The following is a 19,399-nucleotide window of genomic DNA, read 5'->3' on the forward strand; positions in this document are numbered from 1 at the left end:
CTTGGTGTAGCACGTTTCTGCAATGTTGCCAGGAGCAAAGTGGTTCTACTCTACGTAACAAAAGAAAATCAGTTATGATGTCCACGCAGCTCACTATTTTGCAACTGACCTCATGCTAATCCAACCGACAACTAATTTTATCCTCGAAAGAAGGGAGATAAACCGTGAAAACCATATACGACAAGCTACGAGCTGCGCAAATCGATGAACTGTTAATTAATGCGTTTCAAAAAGATAGTGACATTGTTTACACCGGAATTATTCAGTATTTGAGCTCTAAGGATTTTATCATGATCACTTATAACGACTATGGTCTCCAAGATGGGGAAGTTTACCTAAAAATTAGTTCCGTTAAGCGGCTTGAAACTGACAGCTATGACTTGGCAAGCATGAAGGAGCGGATTGCCTTTGATGAAAAGCACCACATGGCTGTCAATCCACCGTTTGATATGCCGATCAAGATGAGTGACTCCCTGTTTGACCGAGTGTTGAAGACGCTCCACGAAGACCAGCGAGTATCACTGATCATTACTAAGAACTTTGACGAATTGAAATATAATGAAGGCTTAATTAGCGAGATTCAAGCTGATGGCATTGCTTTTCAAAATATCAATAAGTACGACTTTTCTAAACGGCCGAAATATGTGATTAAATTCGCTGATATTCGGGGGATTGAATTTGGTGGGACCGAATTGCAATTATTGCAGAACACGTTGGAATTGATTAAGCCGGCGAACCATACTGATGACGTGGTGATTACCGATCAAAACCAGTTTAAGACTAGAGCGATGCAATTGCGGACGGATCAAAGTTGGTTGATCATTGACACCAATGATGGCCGGAAGTACTTTTACGTTGGTAAGATTATCGCGAATAATCAAAGTGAACTTGTGATGTTGGTGGTGGATATGAATGGTCGCTTTGGTGGCTATGTATGGATTCGTTATGATGATATTCGCCGAATCATTGTGGATGCGGATTACCTGCGAGTTGTTGAAAAGTTTGTGGCGGCTAATCAAAAAGCCAAGCACTTTGCCTTACCGGTATTAAATGCTGAACGAGCTTTTGATAATGCGGATAATATGTTGGTCAATATCATTATGCAGGCGATTAATTATCGAAACATCATTAGGTTTGAAACAGATGACCAGGAAAATTTTGTGGGCTACCCAACGGCGTTTGATTTGCAAACGGGGGTTGTGACCGTCGAATTATTAGACGTTGATGATGACGGTGAACTCCAAATTAAGCAGGTAGGAATTGAAACGGTCCGTGAAATGGCGTTTGATTATCTGAAGGCCTATTTGGCGGAGAATGAAGTGGATTAGGAAAGTGAGCGGAGCAAAGCGATTAGAGACTGGAGTCTAAGTTTTCTCCACCAGAAATCCCGGGCTTGGATTTTTGGTGGAGAAGGCTTAGGCGCCAGTCTCTGCTTTGCGGAGCGCCCATACTCTATGTAAGATCAAACAAGCAATTATACCATGGGTTTACTTAGCCACGGAAACCCGATCGAGGTGATGGTAATGGCGAAAAATCAATTTGCATTTTGTCCGTACTGTGGTGCCAAATTAACTGTCAACGATGTTATTTGTCCAAATTGCGGTAAAAAGTTACCGGAACATGAGCAATCCAAGCCATCATACAATCAGTTGTTTGGCAATCCCTACAAAGAAGGGATGAAGCGATATCACCAAACACAAGGAGAAGCCGGGGTGTCCAAGCGGGAATCCTTTTGGAAACGTTTCTTCCATAAAAAGCACTCATAAACACAGCGAAGTTAGCTGTGTTTTTTTAGGATAATTTCCAGGCAAAAATCTTATAGGAATCATAACAATAATGTATAATTTAGTTGGATGAGGAAGGAATGTTTATCTTAGGACAGCTGCGCAAAGCAGAAGCTTGCACCTAAGTCTTCTTGCCCAAAAATCCAAAACCAGGATTTCCGGTCAAGAAAACTTAGGCTCCAGCTTCTAACCGCTTTGTTCCACTCACTTGTTTTAGGACAGCTACGTCAGGCAGAAACCTGCGCGTAAGCACCTCCGAGAAAAATTCCAGAATCGGGAATTTCCCTCGGAGGAGACTTACACTTCGGTTTCTAAGCGCCTGACTCCGCTCACTATAGGAGGAATACCATGAAAAAATTAGATGGCAAGGTTGCGATTATTACTGGGGCTTCTCAAGGAATGGGCGCAAGTCACGCAAAATTGTTTGTTAATGAAGGGGCAAAAGTTGCCATTACTGATATTAATGAGGAAAAGGGAACTGCATTAGCAAATGAACTCGGTGATCAGGCGATTTTTGTAAAGCAAGACGTGTCAAATGAAGATGATTGGAAAAACGTCGTAAACACAACAACAGATAAATTTGGTAAATTGGATATTTTAGTTAATAATGCTGGCATTAGTGTTAACAAATCGCTAGCAGATACCACGGTGGCTGATTATATGAAGATTTTTAAAATTAATCAGTTGTCAGTGTTTTTAGGAATGAAATATTCGGTTCCAGCAATGAAAAATGGTGGCAGTATTGTTAACATTTCATCGATGAATGGATTGGTTGGCGGTGCCATTGGATATACGGATACTAAGTTTGCCGTTAGAGGAATGACCAAGGCAGCAGCACTACAATTGGCTCATTCAGGAATTCGGGTAAATTCAGTCCATCCGGGCGTGATTTCAACGCCAATGATTCATCAGGGTGATAGCGAGGCAGTGATTAAGGAATTTGCCAAGGCTATTCCGCTACAAAGAGTGGCTGAGCCAGAGGAAGTGTCAAAAATGGTGCTGTTCCTGGCATCGGATGATTCAAGCTATTCAACCAGATCGGAGTTTGTGGTGGATGGCGGATTAACGGCACAGTAAAAAGTGAGCGTAGCAAAGCGGTTAGAGACTGGAGTCTAAGGTACTTCCGACTTAAGGCCTGGGTTTGGGCTTAAGTCGGAAGTACCTTAGATGCAAGTCTCTGCTTTGCGGAGCGGTCCTACTCTATGAAGCCTAGAAGTCCAGCTCCATGTAAATTTAAACTGCATCCCTGGTTTTGGGCTTTTTGAGTGAGGTGGCTTAGGTGCAGACTTCTGCTTTGTGGAGCGGTCCTACTCTATGAAGCCTAAAAAAGCCTAGATCTGGAATCCGTGGGCTTAGAGGATTTTCACTTGAAATACCTACACGCAAACCTGTGTTTTGAGAAGCGGTCCTAATCTGTTTGGAAAGGGAACGATTACTGTATAGATGGAATCCATTGGAAAACATCGTGAATACTGGTTAGTGTAAAAGTAGGACAATAAATTTACGAGTATAATTTCAAACTAAAAAGGTGACCTAAAGCAGGAATTGAATCCTGAATTGGGTCACCTTAATCTTGTAATAATAGCTATGAAATGACGTTGGGGTGGGTTGGCTGTGTGGATTAGGATTGCTCCGCAGAGTAGAAACTGCCACATAAGCACCGCTAACAACCCCCAAAAATCCCAGGGATTTCTTCATTGGCAACATTGCAGAAACGTGCTCCACCAGGCAGAAGCTTGCGCATAAGCACCTTTAACAAAAATCCCAAGCCCGGGGATTTCCGTTAAAGGAGACTTATACTCCAGCTTCTAACCGCTTGGTTCCGCACTCTCACTACCTTACCAACGATTCTATCGTCCTTTTTTCATCTGGAGTTGGTTCCGATTCCATTGATTTGATATTGTGGAGGCGTTCAACGGAAATATGCAAGTTAAATGCTAACGCAGTATCAGGCATGTCGTTTTTCTTCTGATAATTAATAATTTCTTCAGCTAGGGTACTAAATTGTTCTGCCATCATAATTCCTCCATTTGATAAACCTCATGTTGCCATATATCTATTATAGCAATAAAAAGTCAATCGGCACACATTAACGATGTCTTAACCCATATTCCATTACCGCAGCGATAATTGCGACAATCACAAGGGCAACCCACAGATTGTTAGTCTGGATATAAAAGTAATATAACATCCCTAGTGAAACGGCCGCCTCGCCAAGGTAGCGTTCAATTCGGTTGGGGAGTGATAGAAACGCTAGTCCTAACAATAAAGTAATACTACCAATCAAAACGGTTTTAGCACTAGACAATGACCAAAACTGATCGAATAATCCAAATAAGTCGACAATGATGCCAACAATTAGTGCAAAGATACCAAATGCAAATGCAAACATGTTTGCCCGCATGTTAAACGCCCTCTTCCTCAACGTGCTCTGCTGGCACTGTCACGAAACCTATAAGATAAAAATGATTTAAATCCAAAAACGGGATTTAAATCATTTTTATTTGGTACCGTAGCATCCGTGTCTCGTCACACGCCATTTGAGTGGTGCTTCGTGAAGCAGAGATCGACGCATCATATTCTGATCGCCAATGCTTCTTCCACACACTCTTTCTACTCTTAACCCTATTATAATGCAAAAAGGAAATTTCAGGAATAAAAGCTTAAGTGAGCGGAACAAAGCGGTTAAGGATTGGAGTCAGGCGGTTAAAAACTGCCAAGTAGGCTAGGCGTTCCACGGCCGTCGGAATATAAGTCTCCTTGGGCAGAAATTCCTGGTTTTGGAATTTTTGACCAAGGTGCCTATATGGAAGCTTTTGCCTGACGCAGCTGTCCTTTGAGGGAGGCGAGTTGGTCCTAATAATCAGTATCTAATAAAGAACAACAGCCCTTGTACACATGCAAAGAGGCCAATGAACCAAAACCAATCTAAGCCAGTAATCTTAATTACTCGGTAATGGGTTCGTTCCTGATCCTCCACAAATCCATGTGACGTCATTGCTTCAGCGAGATTTTGCGACCACTGAATAGACGATAAAATAGCTTTGAAATAAAGTTTTGGTGACCAGAAATGCAATGCTTCACCACGCATCAAGGCAGAAGTCTTGATGATTTTAACTTCTTCATTAATCTTGGGCATCAAGTTGAACGCCGCCAAGACCCCGTATGCGAATTTAGAGGGCAACCGAAAATCTTGCTCTAAGGTTAGGGCCAAATCGGTGATACTGCTGGTTAATGTAAATGTGGCCCCTAAAAAGACATAGGCGTAAATCCGAGTAAACAGGATCCAAGCAAAGTGAATCCCGGCACTTCCGTAAAGCCATTGTGATACAAACAAGCCAATTGCGGGAAACAGCGGCCAGAAAATGAGCCCCAGTAGTGCCTTTAAGCTTACCCGTTGAATGAGGATGTAGCCAAAACTCACGACAACTAAGATGATGTTAACGATCAATGATTGTGTGAAGGAAATCTCCAGGGCTATCGCCATCACTAATAGAAGTTTTAATCCAGGATTCATTTGATAACCTCCTGGTAAGTCAGATTTTGATCAGCGAAGTTGGCGTGGTAGTCGATCAAAGTATCCAAGCCGGATAACTGATGAGAGATAATAATTTGAGTTTGATTAAAGGATTCCTTTGCTCGGCGTAGAAAGCCAACCACGACCTCTAGTGAACGGTAATCTAGCCCCTTAAACGGTTCATCTAACAGGAGGACAGGTGGGTTCATGATTAACATTTCAATGATTTGAAGCTTTTTCTTTTGCCCTTCACTTAACGAATAAACAACCTGCTCATCGCGGCCAGCCATGTTTAACTTTTGGAGCATCGCCTGAACGTCATCGGTAGAATATGCTTGGTTAGTCCTGTTCTGAAGGGATAAATCAAGCTCTTCTTTAACAGTGATGTTTAAGAACTGATTCTCAGCATCCTGAAAAAGCAGTGTGACGTTCTTTGCGTAGGGTAACGGTCGGATCTTTTGGATATTTTTACCATCATATTCGATTGAACCATCGTAAGGCAGTAGCTTGGTCAGGGCATTGAACAGGGTGGATTTACCAATCCCGTTAGCCCCGGTGATCAAGGTTGTTTTGCCCTGATAAAATTTAAATTGATTCAACTTAAGCAACAATGAGTGGTGTGGCTGGAGCTTGAAATCGTTGATATTGATGATTGCTGGTGCGTCATCAGTTGGAATCGCAATTCGCTTATTAATTGTCTGCGTGGTTTTAAAATTATCGAAGAAGTGTTGAGCAGATTGTGAATCTAGTAAACTAATGCGATGCGAATCCGGATCGAGATAATAGAACTCGTCGATGACACCTTGGTAATCATTAAGGTCGTGGTCAGCAAGAATGATGGTTTTATCATGGTCTTGCTGCAGCAATTTGAGCTTTTTGATTAAGTCCAGTCGTGAATCAGGGTCGATGCTGGCAAATGGTTCATCCAGTACAATCACTGGTGGATCCATGGCAACGATGCAAGCTAAAGCTACCCGTTGCTTTTCACCACCCGACAAGGTATTAATAATCCGTGACCGTAACTTGTCAATGCCGCAAAACGCGAGTGCGTGGTTAATAATGTCATCCATTTTGGCAGGATCAACCAGCATATTCTCCAACACAAAGGTCATTTCATGGATGACAGTGTCCATGGCAAACTGTTGGTTGGGATTTTGAAACATCATTGCAACCGAGTGACTTACCTGATTTCTTGGAATTTGGTTGATATCCGTGTCACCGAACTTGATGCCTCCCAGAGCATCATTGCCGATAAAGTGCGGATATAATCCAGCGATAAAATAGAGTAAGGTCGATTTTCCACTACCGGATGGACCGGTTAGAAGGGAAAAATGGTTGTGTTTGAAAGTAATGTCGACATCGTTTAATACCTTGACGTTGCTCTTAGGGTATTCATAAGTGAAATGGTTAATCGAAACGTCAGTCATGATCAAAGCTCCTAATGATTAGAGTGAAAATGCATTACTACGGTCCAATAGCTTAACGATCATCTTGGTCAAAACACCACCAAAAATGAAGGTTGAGATGTAACGGGTAATGAAGAGGGCGATCAACAGTGGAATGCCAAACTTGTTGTAGCCATTCTTGATCATATCCCAAGCAAAGGTCACGACAACCGTAGTGAAAATTGAAGCGTTCAGGCTAACCCAGTCGTAACGTTTGTAGCCGGTAAAGGTAAAGCCAAGTTCGGAGCCAATTCCCTGCACAATCCCGGAAATAAAAGCACCTGCGCCCCATTGACCACCAAGAAAGACTTCAACGGCGGCCCCAAGGAACTCACCAACGAACGCTGAGCCAAAGGTCCGAACGACAAAACCAGTAAGTGGGCCAGCCATACACCAAAGACCCATTAATAGGTCGTTTGCAAACGGAGCGCCACCAATTGGCGTTAAGGCAACGGTTAGTGCGGTATAGAGAAAGCCCGCTCCCCAGAAAATAATTCCGGTAAAAATAGCAATCAAAGCAATCAAGATAATGTTACGAAGTGTCCATTTACTTTGATGATTCCGATTAGTATCGGCTTGAGTCTTATTGTCCATGAATAGTAAATACCTCCATAATATGATTTTCATACAAACCATTTGGAGCGCTAACGGTGAGGAATAATTGGCAAAACGTAAAAGCGTCAAAGCAATGGTTGCCACTCACCCGAAAACTCATTTAAAACCATCAAAAGCATTCAAAAAAGCCAGCGCAAAACGTGAAGTTTTACCCTGGCTGCGAAATTCATCTAATTGCAAATAATCCATTTGAATACAACGGAAGTATGCTCCCTTCGCTGGTACTGGCCAGATCAGGTTCGATGGGTTTTTCTCAGCCGCTAGGCACCCCAGATAAGTTGTATGATTGAATTCAGTATACTAAATATAAAAGTAATTTACAAACTAATTCACGACATTGTAGAATGAAAGTATGGTTTTTACGGTTAGTTGAGTGAATATGGTGGGAGGATTTTTCAGTGATTAAAGTAATTGCAAGTGACATGGATGGTACGTTTTTAAACGACGAGGGTACCTTTGCAGAAAAAGAATTTCAAGTTCAGTTGGATCAATTGAAAGATAAGGGGATGCACTTCGTTTCGGCTAGCAGCAATCAGTATCAGCATTTGCTTGGCCTCTTCAAGAACATATCAGGCCCAATCTCGTATATTTGTAACAATGGGGCGTTAGTGATTGATGAGCGCGGCGTCATTGTTGGCGAAGAAATCATTGATCATCCGGTCTTGCGAACCGCCCTGGAATATCTGGAATCAGAGCCGCAGTTTGCTGGTGCTGAAATTATTCTGGTCGGCCGCAATGGCACGTACTGCAATTTACCAGCTGACTCAAAACGGTTCCAGGCTTCCCAGTATTTTTACGAAAACATGCAGTCGATGGCTGACTTAAAGCTGGTGTTTGATTCAATCTACAAGTTGGATATTACCTGGGAAGCAGGGGGCGTTGCCAAGCGTCAAAGTGACTTTAATCATAAGTTTAGTGGCCGATTAGCAGCCACTTCCTCTGGTATGAACGGATTAGACGTTATGGTCGATGGTGTTAGCAAGCTTACTGGCCTAGAAACGCTGTTAGCTAACTGGAGTTTATCGCTTGATGACGTCGCCGCCTTTGGTGATAATGGTAATGACTTCGAAATGATTAGTGCGGTCAAAGACGGCTTTGCGATGAAAAATTCGGCTGCTGATTTACTAGCTAAAGTTGATCAAATTACTGAAAAGACAAATAACGAACAGGGCGTTCAGCAACAAATCACAAAGTACTTAAGCTAGAAACTGGTTTGTTTTCGGATAGTGGTCAAGCAGTTCCGGCAATGAGAAGCTGAAGACTTGATTTGAATCGTGATACGTGAAGAAGTAGGTTTGATTTGATGTGTCAAGAATTGAAATGTAATGCGTATAGTTAAAATTGGGGTGGTCGTTCATCGTTGGTTGATATGGGATGGCAACTGCGTTTAAAATATTAAACAGTCGGTTGCGGGCCGCAAATTGATTTGGAAGGGTCGCACTTCCCAATTTGATAATAGCAGCTTCCAGAAAACGTGACGTTGGCGTGTTGGTAGCGGCTGGCACCCGTTGAGTTAGGACAATCTGGTGGGCCTTTTGTTTTAAGGCACTGATGGTAGGTGAGACTGCTAACCGTTGCTGAAATCGTTTCATGTGTTCTGGATAGGTTGGTGAATTTGTCAGTACGCCGATTGAATCAGCAATAACCTCAACGCCATTAATGGTTGGTTCAACGATTAACGTCCGGCCAGTTTGATCAGCTAGGATCCAGTGAAACGCAAAGACTTCATTGCCAGCCAGCCAATTTTTACCAATAAGGGCAATGCGATCTAGGTCGGCGATGACTTCAGCGATGGAAATATGCTCACCAAGAACCCAGGGGAGAAAGTCCTGAGGGGTTAAGTTTAGCTTACCCGAAACAGCCTTCTTTAGGTAATGTGCTTTTATCGGGAACATCAATTCGGCACAGCTTAGCCCGGCGGTATTGACACCATCGGCAATAAGAATATGAGTATTGCCAACGTGACGCCCACCCCCAACGTAAGGATAAATTAACTTGCGGGTACCTGATAGCGCCGTTTGATAACTGGTGGAATTGATTAGTGTTGGGTGCCACTTAGCGCGGACCGGAAAATCCATGGTGCGGCCAAGGAGGACATGCTGGTTTTCAGATTGTAAGGTTAGACTGGTACACATGGGATCACCTCATTTACAACATTTAAGAAACATGATAAACATAGTGGCAACGTGCGAAAATAAGCAGAGACTTGCACTTAAGTCACCTCCGACTCAAACCCAGGATTTAGAAGCTTTTAGGCAACATAGTGGTAACGTGCGAAGCCAAGCAGAAACCTGCACCTAAGCCTCTTTCACCAAAAATCCAAGCCCGGGATTTCTAGCTTTTTGCAACATTGAGAAACATGATCGGGCAACATAGTGGTAACGTGCGAAAATAAGCAGGGACTTGCACCTAAGTCACCTCCGACTCAAACCCAAACCTGGGGTTTAAATTTCTAGGCAACATAGTGGAGACGTGCTGCACCAAGCAGAAACCTGCACCTAAGTCTCTTCCACCAAAAATCCAAGCCCGGGATTTCTGGTGGAAGAGACTTAGGCACCGGTTTCTAAGCGCTTGGCTTCGCACTCGACTCTAAAATAGTGTAAACTAAACTCAATAACAAGTAAAAAGGGGAGTAATTATGAAATCCGCCTGGAATTTAATTGGGATGGCCTTTTGGCTTATCTTGTTGGTATATTTGGTCTGGATGATCCACGACATGCGGGCTCGTCGGCTGAAATTGATTGTCACAACCAAGAAAAGCTTTACGTGGCCAAACTTTGGCGTCTCGTGTGCCGAACTGGTTGTGTTTTTGCTGGCGCTTTGGGGGATGTCTTACGCCACATTTTTCCAAGACGTTGCCAAAATGGACAAGAACCGGATCACCACTAGTTATAGTTACAAACCACTGATTATTCGGTACAAGAATGATCGCTCTGACTATGTTGAAGTTCAAAACGGTTCTGGTAGAAATCCAATTCAAAACTATACATATTACGTAGAAGGCCGCAAATACCAGGTTGATAGTCTAAACGCAACTGTGGTATATGGTAAGAGTAATTTGAACCTGCAAGCAGAGACGTATAAATGGAACAAAGAATGGTTAGACCATTTGGATAGCCGCTATCAACACGCATGGGTGGCAACGGTCACGGCGACGTATAAGAAAAATTGGTTTAATGGCATTGGCTTACACGCGGGTCGCCAAGCAAACCGATTTAGTTTGATTAGAATACCGGATCGGTCGTTTATGAAGGTAAAGTGAGTGGAGCAAAGCGGTTAGACGCGGTCATATAAAGGACTCACCCCTAAAATCATGGGCTTGGATTTTAGGGGTGAGTCCTTTATATGTCTAGCGTCTGCTTTGCGGAGCTGTCCTAATCTATGAGGGCTAAGGGACGAGATCTCAGTACATAAGGCACACAATTCGGGATGAAATTTTTGGTGGGAGAGACTTAGGTGCTTCTGGTCGTGGTGCTTCAGTGCAACCTTTTGTATTTCAAAATGATTTTAATCCACTATATCTAATCAATAAAATAGCCATCACACCAAGTCACGGGCATTCATTCGCCGTGACTTTTTCATACACAAAAAAGCATCCCGCCCACTTGGCAGAGATGCTCAAAATTTACAAATTTAATTAATTCATATCAACATCCTCAGCCGATTTTAACTCCAACACATTAGCAGCAATCTTATCAGCAGTTTGTAGATTAATATCATTGACGCCAGGACGAGGGCTCGCATTGGTCGCAAACCGCAAGCCTTCAAGTGGTATGCCCCAAATATAAACGTTGGGCTGCTGAGCGCCACCCTTATCAATAAGTTGATCGGAGTCAGGCTGAACGTCGACGGCTGCCAAACGAACATCTTTGTCGCCTATCAGTAACGTTTTTGTTCGGGCCAATTGATTATCAACCAAGGTTTCTAATAACGGATTAGCAGTGATATCTAAATCAGGTTTTGGAACCCGGGCTTCCACCAAGGAGGCTGATTTGAAGACATCTGTGTTTCGCTTAGGTGATGCGGTCACGAACCAACCACTTTGGGTCTTGATTTTCATTCCTGGTGCCAAGATGGTAACGACCCCGCTTCGAATAAGGGCAGAGAGTTGCCGGCTTCGTAAAACGGGAGCTCCTACTGATAAGAAACTAATATCTGAGCTAAGCTTGTCCAAAAAGTTGTTAACATAATCTTCATTAGAAAAGCGGCCGGCAGCGATTATCCGTCTAAAAACGGGTCGGAAGTCTCGCAATAATTCGAGTGCAGACGATACTGGCCCTGTCTTAGACCCCTTTTCAGCGTCGGGGATTACCTGATTTAACCAGTTCACAATGACTGACTGATAATCTTCAGTACCAACGACCTGAACGTCCTTAAAGGGGTTAACGATGTAATCCCAGTCAAAGATATCCTCTTCCTCAAAGCCAAAAGCGGCTAAAACCGCAGGCCGGTTCTCAGAATTGATGAAGCGGTCCTTAAATTCAGTGACGCTTTTATAAGGAAACTTATCGTTGATCAAAAGGCTGTAATAAATGAGGTCAAGATCGAGTTTTAATAAGCGCATAAACTCGGCAAATGGCAGTTTACCATCTACGGAAGCCTTATCCATATTTTCGTCAGTTAAAAAGACCGGCTTGGTTTGTTCGCCATAACCTTTCTCGCTAATTGCTTTTGGATAGTATGGGATTCCGCGGCGCGAACCGGCAATGATCCGGGGTTCGCGGCCGGTTGGTTGGTAAGATAGGCTACCGTCATCGTTGTCCATGTAGGTGCCGCCCCGGCCAAGGGTCAACTCGGACACGTAGTCGTAAAAGCTGAGCCCAAGACCACGGATAATCACACTTTCGCCAGCAGGGATGTCGTTTAAATTAGCATCACCCGGGTGAGTTGGTGAAATATAAGTCAATTTATTTTCCTGCGCGTAGGTTGCAAGCTTCTGTTCCTCGTCGTTGAGATAATTGTCCTGCTGCCCAAGGCTCATGACCACTTTATCAACCGTGAAGTTATCGCTATCAGTTATTAGCGTTATTTGGTTATTAGATTGATACTGAAGGCCATTAACGGTAACTTTTTTCAAGGTTACGTTGGCTTCGATTGGACACTGCTTGATGAGTTCTTTATAAAACCAATTGATGTAGGCGCCATATAAGACTCTAGGTGCATAGTCACGGCCATCTAAGTTGGTTGCGGCCGTTTTAATGGTTTCTGGATAATCGTTCGTTGTCAAATATTTTTGTGCCTCAGCGCTTGAAGACCATTCAAAAAGTGAGGGGCCATCAAACACACGACTCGTCATGTTAACCGATGCGTCAGTGAAGAGGGAAATCTGATCAGCTGGCGTATTCATGATTAATCCAGTCCACTGATCTTTACGCCAAACTCGGCCGCCAATCCCGTACGGGTCAAAAATGGTAATTGTCAGTTTCTCCTGTTGTTCAAAGCGATTTTTAAATTGATTAAGTAGTTGGGACGTCAAGACAATCCCGCGGGGCCCCGCACCAATGATTCCAACGTTCATATTCCTTACTCCTAGTTTCTATTATTAGTAGTCTTTTGGATCAACTTCCAGAGGGCCGAATTTATCTGCATCAACATCCCGAAAGTCCCACCATTCATTTTCATAGCCAGTAAATCCAGCCGCCGTCATCGCATTCGTTAAAGTATCATAATTTTTCTGGGCCGCTGGTGTCCATGAGGCGTATTCGCTCCGTTTGGCTAAGCCGGTAAAATCATCGAATGGGGTTGGCATTTCAAGGTTGTTGCCAGCCATGTCGGTTAGCGTCAGATCAAAAGTAACCCCCTTTTGATGGCTAAAGTTTGGATCGGGTTCGGCTACCCAAATCGGATCAGGGTAGACTTCAAATAGCTTTCGCTGAGCATAGGTTGGTCGGTATGCATCCCAAATTCTGAGACGATAATCCTGTTGCTTTAAGGCCTTACTTGCCGCAGCGAGCTTATTGACCGTATCAATTCGAGAGATTGCTTGATCAAAATCATAAACGACTTGGTGAGTAAAGTTGTCAGTGGTTGCGTATTTCAAATCAACAATAATATCTGGGTCAACATCGTGCACGTTAACGTATCCTTGATCCTTTTTGCTTGCCATGATGGCACCTCCTGGTAAGTTCAGCACTAAACAAGTTACTCTAATAATAGGTTAATATTTATTCATTATCAAATGAGTTGCCTTTATAAATGCCAATATCGTCAATAAATAGCTTGCCGGTGTATTTGTCAGCACCGGGTTTGACCATGCCGGCCTTAGCGTAAGCGATCGTTGAAGTCGAGGTAGCTTCAATGGCGGTTCCCATGGCTTCACCAGTGTCGCCGTTCAAACCAGACGGAATATCAATCGCATGAATGTTAGCCGTTGAAGCGTTGGCTTTATCGATCACGGTCGCAAAGTCGCCACCGACATTTCGTGAAAGGCCGCTGCCAAATAGTCCGTCAACGAGGGTGGTGTACTTATTGAAGTCATCACTCATAAATGCCTTAGGAATTTGGTAGTAGTCACAAATTTTTTGCTGATTAACGTGGTCCTCGCTGGCGTGATCAGGGTTGCCAACCGTGACGATGGAGACGTCGTAGCCGTGGGTGCACAGTAGCCGGGCAACAACCAACCCGTCACCGCCATTATTGCCGGTTCCAGCTAGAATGAGCACTTTCCCTAAATCAAGTGCTGGGTTATTTAACATATCTTCATAAATTTTAAGACCAGCTCGTTCCATTAAGACCATGGAAGGGATACCGATCTTGTTGATTGTTTTATCGTCTAATTCGCGTGATTCTGCGACGGAAATTGTTTGTACCATGAATAAATGCCTCCTAATGTAAAAGTGAGCGGAACAAAGCGGTTAGAGTGCGGAACCAAGCGGTTAGAGACTGGAGCCTAAGTTTTCTCCGCCAGAAATCCTGGGGTTGGATTTTTGGCGGAGAAGGCTTAGGTGCAAGTCTCTGCTTGGTGTAGCACATTTCTGCAATGTTGCCAAGGAACAGAAATCCCTGTTTTGGGATTTTTGGTTGAGGTGGCTTAGGCGCAGGTTTCTGCTTTGCGCAGCTGTCCTAGAATCAAAACATCATTCACGTATATGTTCATCTAATTGGCGCTGAAATGCAAGAAATAAACCGTTAGGAAAATTAATGTTACTATATATTATATGAAAGTAGTGAAAGGGATGGCTGTCTTAGGTGGGAGAATCGCTGTAGTATGCCTAAGTTAAAATTAGCTAGCTGTGTTTACACGGTGCGCAAGACTAATTGCCATTCACTTAAAAATAGTTGATGAGGTGAGACTATGTCACTGGATTATCCAGAAAACATGCATGAATTTGAAGATAAGTTTGCAATTGAAAAGGCCCGTCACCCGGAAACAACCAGGGAGGGCCTAATGAAACAGGTAATTGAAGATGCTTTTCAAGGTTATTTGGATGAGGCTGAAGAGGGCCATTACGATACTGGTAAGTTGGTCGGCAAGGAGATCGAGGTCTATGGGCTGAAGAAGGAACTCCTCAAGAAGATCAACCCAATTGGCGATTCTTTTGAAGCAGACTTTCAAGCCGATGGCAACAAGCTCATGTGGTACTTAGAAGACCAAGCTGACCGCGTTGCCCGTGAATTTTCCTGAAGTTTGCGGTTGTGTTAATATTCAGAATTCGCTATAATAGTATCTTGTAAGGCGTCCTTAGTGTAATGGATAGCACATGAGATTTCGGTCCTCATGATCCGAGTTCGACTCTCGGGGGACGCATAGGTGTGAAACGTTGTTATACCAAGCAGTCAAAGACTACTTGATGTATCTAAAAAGTAAAAATTGATTGGCGCTTGTCTAAATCCATGACGAGAATCATGACGAGTTTATGAGAGTATCTTTCATTGGTCAGTAAAGCTGTTTAAGCTTACTGGCTTTTTCTTTTGCTCTCATGAGTTGGCCTTCAAACTTATTGAAAGTTGATAACGTGACAATCGCTGGAGTATCAACGTAATCCTTAGTGGTTTTCGTGTCGGAGTGAGTAAGCGCCTTCGAAATCTCTTCCATAGAGGCGCCACCTTGGTGAGCAATTGTCGCAAAGGTGTGTCTTAAGGCATGGGGATGCGTTTTAGTTAACTCAGGGTGCCGCTTCGGATGGTCTTAAGCCGGTTATTCAAGTAGAACGGATTTACCGGTTGGTTAACTTGACCTCTAGCATTTGTATAGGTGAATACAAATTGTTGTGGTGTGATATTAATACCAGTCGCAGTTAACTGTTGACATTGCTTGGTCTTCCAAACACGTAAAAGTAATACTAATTTGTGGGTGATTTTAAACCTAGTCTGTTTTCCTTCCTTAGTTGGTTGAAGGTTGCCGTTTTCATCCAAGCTGTGAATGATGTCGATATAGCCTTGTTCTAAGCTGATGTCAGACCATTGAAGGCCGTACGTCTCAGATTTTCTATCACCAATGAATAAGGTTAGGAAGAACATCACATAATCTTGAAGACAGAGCTGCTGACTCTGGTAATCATATTCAACTGCATTCAACCAGTCGAGCAGTTCATTGACTGTCAGCGCATCCCCGCCGCTAACTTCACGATGTCGTTTTAACTGAATCTTTCTGGTTGCCGGTACGCGATGAATCTCAGGACTGATATTGTCTGAATTCAAATACTTCCTATATTTGGCTTCTGCAAAGACTTGACTAGTGTAGCTAGACAACTGCTTTACATTGGCAAAAGTGATTGCGTGTTGACTCAGTTTATCAATGACTAGTGACGGATTGTTGTTAAGCTCAATTAACGTGTAGCTTCCGAATAACGGAAGGATGTGCAGCCGAAACAGCCTCTGGGTTAAATTTGATGTTGATAAACGGGGAACTTGTCCCGCATGACCGGTTGAACCGGATAAATAAGCTGGTAACCAATCCTTTTTATAGAAGTCTTCGAAAGTGATGGCCGAGTTATGAACAGCTAAGTTGGAGACCTTGCCCATCCTGGCCTGACTAATTTGGTTAAGATAGTTGGTCTCAAGCTCGTGGGCTTTCAGCTTAGTTTTAACGACTTGGGCGAGTCTGCTATGACTCACGCCCAATGCCTGACGGACATCACTAGGAATGTAAACATTAACTTGATATGAACCTGATTTTGTTTTACTGATTGACACATTATTCACCTCATTAGAGAGGCGAATTAGCTAAGTCAGATTAATTATAACCCACAGGTTAAGTGTTGACCGTCTGTAAAAAGTAAAATTCGTGATTGTTTAAGGTGGTCAACCATGGCTCATAGTGGCTGGACACAATCATCAGTTGTAACAAAAAACTTTTGAATCCCTTTTCATTTGGTGAGAAGTTCAATAATATCAAGCATTCTTTGCGCTAATACATCCCTTTTATCAGGGCTTATCTCATTTAACTTGTTGATTAGCAATCGTTCGTGACTAGTTAATGTCGATTCCAAACTACTTTTGGAATTTGTCCCAGCTAAAAAATCACTTGCGGTTGTTCCAAACGCTTGTGCAAGTTTTAAAAGGGTGTCAACGCTAATGTTTTGACGACTACCATTCTCAAGCTTCGATAGGTAATTGACAGATAGGCCGCTCAACTCTGCCAATGTGTCTTGTGTAATGTGCAGTTGCTTCCGTCTTTCTTTGATTAACTTGCCTATATCTAAATTCTCCGTCATTTAAAATCACCTCAATAACTGAGCCTAAAGGATTTAAGAAAAATCCAGAAGTGACTATTGTCAAGCGGAACTAGCTGGACTAGAATATAAGGTAAGGCTAACATGTGGGTTACTTTAATATGATGAGGAAAGAGGATGACCATAATGAGTGAAGGCAAAAAGACATGGATTGTTTTTCTTACTGGCGCATTAAGTTACTTCGTTCTTCCTGTAGGATTCTTTGGAGGCATAATTCTAGGCGCTATTGTTTATGGACTATTGACTGCCATCTATGGTACAGAAGAGAAGTCTAAATAGAACGGGAAGAATGTACCTGCAATAATCACAAATGCAAAGACTGGTTCCTGAATGCAGAATTAATGCAGTTGAGATGAAACACGGAAGTGTCTGTATGATGGCTTTTACGGATAACAAAGTGAGGATTACAAAATACATAAATTATACTGAGGTGTTAGGAATGAAGAATCATAGAACATTGCTTGTAGTTTTAACATTAATTGTCCTGGTAACCGGATTAGCTGGCTGTGGTAACAATTCCACCGAGTCAAGCCCTACCGAAACATTTTCAGGAGTTAAATCGGCCGTTTCAGCCGCAAGCGATAAAGAAGATGTTTTCGATGCTTTTGGTGGTACAGGCGCAACAGACGTTAAGGTTTATTTACTTGGAAATACAGATAACAATTCTACAACGTTTAAGATGCAACTGGATGATAATGCTACACACTGGTTTTATTTATACAAGGTTACTTGGAAAAACGATATGGATAATCAAAAGTATTATAAATATGTAATTGATACAACGGCTCAAAAAATCCCGGGTTATGAGAAACAAAAGATGGTGTCGAACCTCAAAGAAATTGATACTGATTCCGTTGAAAATAGCTTAAATTACAAAACACTTCAACAAATCAACTTTAATTAATGAGTTAAGGTAGCAATGCTGACATTCATTCGTAAAATCGGAGGGGTCTTAATGATACATTGGATTATCACTGGGTTATGATTTTGAGCTTTTTAATCGGCTCAGATTTAATTATTAGTTGAATTGATTGGAAGATAAAGCCAATTTCAACAAAGAGGAGCGCTTGCCATGAACAATTGGCTTAAGTTTGGAATTGTTTGGGTTATTCTAATGATTTTCCGTGTGCCGTTCGGACTAATGGGTATGGTTATAGGAGCAGTTTGTTTTGCGGTGTTGGACTTTCTCTTTGGGAGCAAAGACGATTCTTCACATGAGAATGTTGAGTCTTCTGGGAACAAGCCCAAGTCAGTCTCAATTATTGAAAATGGTAAGGAAAAGAAAGTTTGTCCAGAATGTAATGCCAAGGTGAGTCCAGATGCTAATTGGTGTCCTCAATGCGGCCATCAATTCAAGAAATGAGGAGGTAAGCAATGTTTAGGAATCCTAGCAAGGAATGGAGCGCGGTTCTTGTTATTGCCCTGATTGGGGCTTTCTTTATTATCAAGGAACGACCATGGGTACCGCAAGGTCTAAAGAGTGGCGATTCAGTGTTGGCTTATAGTATTAAGCATGATAATCACCATGAGATTAAGGCGGATGTTATGGTTGCCGGAATTAACGAGGCTAATCAGAATGGAACAGTTGATGATTCAGCGAACAGAGTATTTGTCTTAAAGAATAAGAAACATGGAAATTATGTTTTTAAATATGATAACCATTATGTTTACTTGGTTGAAATCGTTGATTTATCTAATAATTTGAATTGGGTTCATGCTACAGAAGTTAAACCTGGAAGTGATGGCGAAACTTATACGCAGGGGTTATCACGAGACAGTATTAATAACATGTCGAAGTTTGCCGTTGAGGATGCCGCCTATAACATTAATGATTTGACTAGTGGTTTTGGAATGGACTTTAATACGATGCCATGACGGAGGACAATTAGATGAAAATTAGAAAAGTGGTTGCAACTGCTTTATTGACTGCAGGATTTGGCTTGGGAATTACTAGTACAACTGCTAATGCAGCAACTGTACCAAAGAGCATTCGCGGGACTTGGTATCAAAAGGCTTACTATAATCACTCGTTAACTATCAGAACAAAATTATTTTCCCATAATGGAACTGTAAAGCAAGGTGATTCGAAGACTGTTGTTGCACGTGAGGGAGACTTCCATGTTATGACCCACAAATCAAAGTTTCGCTTTAAAGGTGGACAGTACCATACAATTATCACTCATACAGTGGGCGTGGGAGACGCACCAACGTTTATTTCTGCACACTTAAGGATTAATGGTAAACGTCGCCATGTATTGCTTCAAGCTCCGCAACAAGGTCATACGTTTTATGTTTTAACCCATTTTAAACCGACAAAGGTTTATCATATTTCAGGAGATTTGAAATGGTAGGTTGTCAAGCTTT

23 protein-coding genes, 1 tRNA gene and 1 riboswitch are annotated in these 19,399 nt (G+C 42.5%); of the genes, 12 read left to right on the forward strand and 12 right to left on the reverse strand.

Translation table 11 applies throughout. The features are described 5' to 3' along the window. Positions 1-164 precede the first annotated feature (164 nt). The 3 genes from FC98_RS01570 to FC98_RS01580 all read left to right on the forward strand — a co-directional run bounded on the left by FC98_RS01570 (position 165) and on the right by FC98_RS01580 (position 2,861). Positions 165-1,328, forward strand: coding sequence for a hypothetical protein (locus FC98_RS01570; RefSeq protein WP_008858040.1), 1,164 nt, complete (start codon positions 165-167; stop codon positions 1,326-1,328). 195 nt (positions 1,329-1,523) lie between these two features. Further along, positions 1,524-1,766 carry a zinc-ribbon domain-containing protein gene (locus FC98_RS01575; protein WP_040471940.1) on the forward strand — a complete coding sequence of 81 codons (243 nt, stop codon included), beginning with the start codon at positions 1,524-1,526 and terminating at the stop codon, positions 1,764-1,766. Between the two features lie 366 nt (positions 1,767-2,132). After that, complete coding sequence (locus FC98_RS01580) at positions 2,133-2,861, forward strand: glucose 1-dehydrogenase (protein ID WP_056949094.1); 729 nt, start codon at positions 2,133-2,135, stop codon at positions 2,859-2,861. A gap of 756 nt (positions 2,862-3,617) precedes the next feature. On the opposite strand, the gene FC98_RS01585 is transcribed toward FC98_RS01580, so the two are convergent. From FC98_RS01585 to FC98_RS01605, 5 genes are all read right to left on the reverse strand, one after another. Next, complete coding sequence (locus FC98_RS01585) at positions 3,618-3,803, reverse strand: LBP_cg2779 family protein (RefSeq protein ID WP_008858043.1); 186 nt, start codon at positions 3,801-3,803, stop codon at positions 3,618-3,620. 70 nt (positions 3,804-3,873) lie between these two features. Further along, positions 3,874-4,188, reverse strand: coding sequence for a hypothetical protein (locus FC98_RS01590; RefSeq protein WP_008858044.1), 315 nt, complete (start codon positions 4,186-4,188; stop codon positions 3,874-3,876). Between the two features lie 459 nt (positions 4,189-4,647). Then, on the reverse strand, positions 4,648-5,301 hold the full coding sequence (locus tag FC98_RS01595) for an energy-coupling factor transporter transmembrane component T family protein (protein ID WP_008858045.1): 654 nt from the start codon (positions 5,299-5,301) through the stop codon (positions 4,648-4,650). Next, the gene (locus FC98_RS01600) at positions 5,298-6,728 is read right to left on the reverse strand and encodes an ATP-binding cassette domain-containing protein (RefSeq protein WP_008858046.1); all 1,431 of its coding nucleotides are present in this window, start codon (positions 6,726-6,728) and stop codon (positions 5,298-5,300) included. Before FC98_RS01600 ends, FC98_RS01595 begins: the two co-directional genes overlap by 4 nt. Before the next feature lie 18 nt (positions 6,729-6,746). Further along, positions 6,747-7,340: an ECF transporter S component gene (locus FC98_RS01605; RefSeq protein ID WP_054654962.1), complete on the reverse strand. Its 594-nt coding sequence runs from the start codon at positions 7,338-7,340 to the stop codon at positions 6,747-6,749. Positions 7,341-7,553: 213 nt separating this feature from the next. Next, positions 7,554-7,643, reverse strand: a riboswitch (TPP riboswitch). 116 nt (positions 7,644-7,759) lie between these two features. Here FC98_RS01605 and FC98_RS01610 point away from each other — a divergent pair. Further along, the gene (locus tag FC98_RS01610) at positions 7,760-8,566 is read left to right on the forward strand and encodes an HAD-IIB family hydrolase (RefSeq protein WP_054654964.1); all 807 of its coding nucleotides are present in this window, start codon (positions 7,760-7,762) and stop codon (positions 8,564-8,566) included. On the opposite strand, the gene FC98_RS01615 is transcribed toward FC98_RS01610, so the two are convergent. Next, the gene (locus FC98_RS01615) at positions 8,558-9,496 is read right to left on the reverse strand and encodes a linear amide C-N hydrolase (RefSeq protein WP_054654966.1); all 939 of its coding nucleotides are present in this window, start codon (positions 9,494-9,496) and stop codon (positions 8,558-8,560) included. The two genes, FC98_RS01610 and FC98_RS01615, sit on opposite strands and share 9 nt — an antisense overlap. 503 nt (positions 9,497-9,999) lie before the next feature. Here FC98_RS01615 and FC98_RS01620 point away from each other — a divergent pair. Beyond that, positions 10,000-10,623: an LVIS_2131 family protein gene (locus FC98_RS01620; RefSeq protein ID WP_008855254.1), complete on the forward strand. Its 624-nt coding sequence runs from the start codon at positions 10,000-10,002 to the stop codon at positions 10,621-10,623. 375 nt (positions 10,624-10,998) lie between these two features. On the opposite strand, the gene FC98_RS01625 is transcribed toward FC98_RS01620, so the two are convergent. From FC98_RS01625 to FC98_RS01635, 3 genes are read right to left on the reverse strand one after another with little or no spacing between them, the layout of a single operon-like run. Then, positions 10,999-12,879, reverse strand: coding sequence for an FAD/NAD(P)-binding protein (locus FC98_RS01625; protein WP_056949097.1), 1,881 nt, complete (start codon positions 12,877-12,879; stop codon positions 10,999-11,001). A 24-nt stretch (positions 12,880-12,903) separates the two neighbouring features. Then, on the reverse strand, positions 12,904-13,467 hold the full coding sequence (locus FC98_RS01630) for a M15 family metallopeptidase (protein ID WP_040470552.1): 564 nt from the start codon (positions 13,465-13,467) through the stop codon (positions 12,904-12,906). 58 nt (positions 13,468-13,525) lie between these two features. Continuing rightward, entirely contained in the window at positions 13,526-14,173 is a 648-nt protein-coding gene (locus FC98_RS01635; protein WP_008855259.1) for an NAD(P)H-hydrate epimerase, read from the reverse strand. 482 nt (positions 14,174-14,655) lie between these two features. Here FC98_RS01635 and FC98_RS01640 point away from each other — a divergent pair, with 482 nt between their 5' ends. Continuing rightward, positions 14,656-14,985: a hypothetical protein gene (locus FC98_RS01640; protein ID WP_008855261.1), complete on the forward strand. Its 330-nt coding sequence runs from the start codon at positions 14,656-14,658 to the stop codon at positions 14,983-14,985. 51 nt (positions 14,986-15,036) lie between these two features. After that, a tRNA-Arg gene (locus FC98_RS01645) sits at positions 15,037-15,108 on the forward strand. A gap of 129 nt (positions 15,109-15,237) precedes the next feature. Here the strand turns inward: FC98_RS01645 and FC98_RS15095 are convergent. From FC98_RS15095 to FC98_RS01655, 3 genes are all read right to left on the reverse strand, one after another. Next, positions 15,238-15,420, reverse strand: coding sequence for a hypothetical protein (locus tag FC98_RS15095; protein WP_235803564.1), 183 nt, complete (start codon positions 15,418-15,420; stop codon positions 15,238-15,240). Positions 15,421-15,461: 41 nt separating this feature from the next. Next, positions 15,462-16,496, reverse strand: a complete 1,035-nt coding sequence (locus FC98_RS15100) for a site-specific integrase (protein WP_235803562.1) — start codon at positions 16,494-16,496, stop codon at positions 15,462-15,464. 173 nt (positions 16,497-16,669) lie between these two features. Next, on the reverse strand, positions 16,670-17,017 hold the full coding sequence (locus FC98_RS01655; RefSeq protein ID WP_056949099.1) for a helix-turn-helix domain-containing protein: 348 nt from the start codon (positions 17,015-17,017) through the stop codon (positions 16,670-16,672). 144 nt (positions 17,018-17,161) lie between these two features. On the opposite strand from FC98_RS01655, the gene FC98_RS14555 reads away from it, so the two are divergent. The 5 genes from FC98_RS14555 to FC98_RS01675 all read left to right on the forward strand — a co-directional run bounded on the left by FC98_RS14555 (position 17,162) and on the right by FC98_RS01675 (position 19,386). After that, the gene (locus tag FC98_RS14555; protein WP_156637176.1) at positions 17,162-17,314 is read left to right on the forward strand and encodes a hypothetical protein; all 153 of its coding nucleotides are present in this window, start codon (positions 17,162-17,164) and stop codon (positions 17,312-17,314) included. Positions 17,315-17,474: 160 nt separating this feature from the next. Further along, positions 17,475-17,939 (forward strand): hypothetical protein, encoded by a 465-nt coding sequence (locus tag FC98_RS01660; protein WP_156637178.1) that lies wholly within the window; start codon positions 17,475-17,477, stop codon positions 17,937-17,939. A gap of 168 nt (positions 17,940-18,107) precedes the next feature. After that, on the forward strand, positions 18,108-18,398 hold the full coding sequence (locus tag FC98_RS01665) for a zinc ribbon domain-containing protein (protein WP_054654972.1): 291 nt from the start codon (positions 18,108-18,110) through the stop codon (positions 18,396-18,398). 11 nt (positions 18,399-18,409) lie between these two features. Further along, complete coding sequence (locus tag FC98_RS01670) at positions 18,410-18,910, forward strand: hypothetical protein (RefSeq protein ID WP_054654974.1); 501 nt, start codon at positions 18,410-18,412, stop codon at positions 18,908-18,910. A 14-nt stretch (positions 18,911-18,924) separates the two neighbouring features. Continuing rightward, a complete protein-coding gene (locus FC98_RS01675) occupies positions 18,925-19,386 on the forward strand; it encodes a hypothetical protein (protein ID WP_056949103.1) in 462 nt (153 codons plus the stop codon). Positions 19,387-19,399 lie beyond the last annotated feature (13 nt).

Origin of the sequence: Lentilactobacillus kisonensis DSM 19906 = JCM 15041 (assembly GCF_001434135.1) — a bacterium.
Classification (GTDB): domain Bacteria; phylum Bacillota; class Bacilli; order Lactobacillales; family Lactobacillaceae; genus Lentilactobacillus; species Lentilactobacillus kisonensis.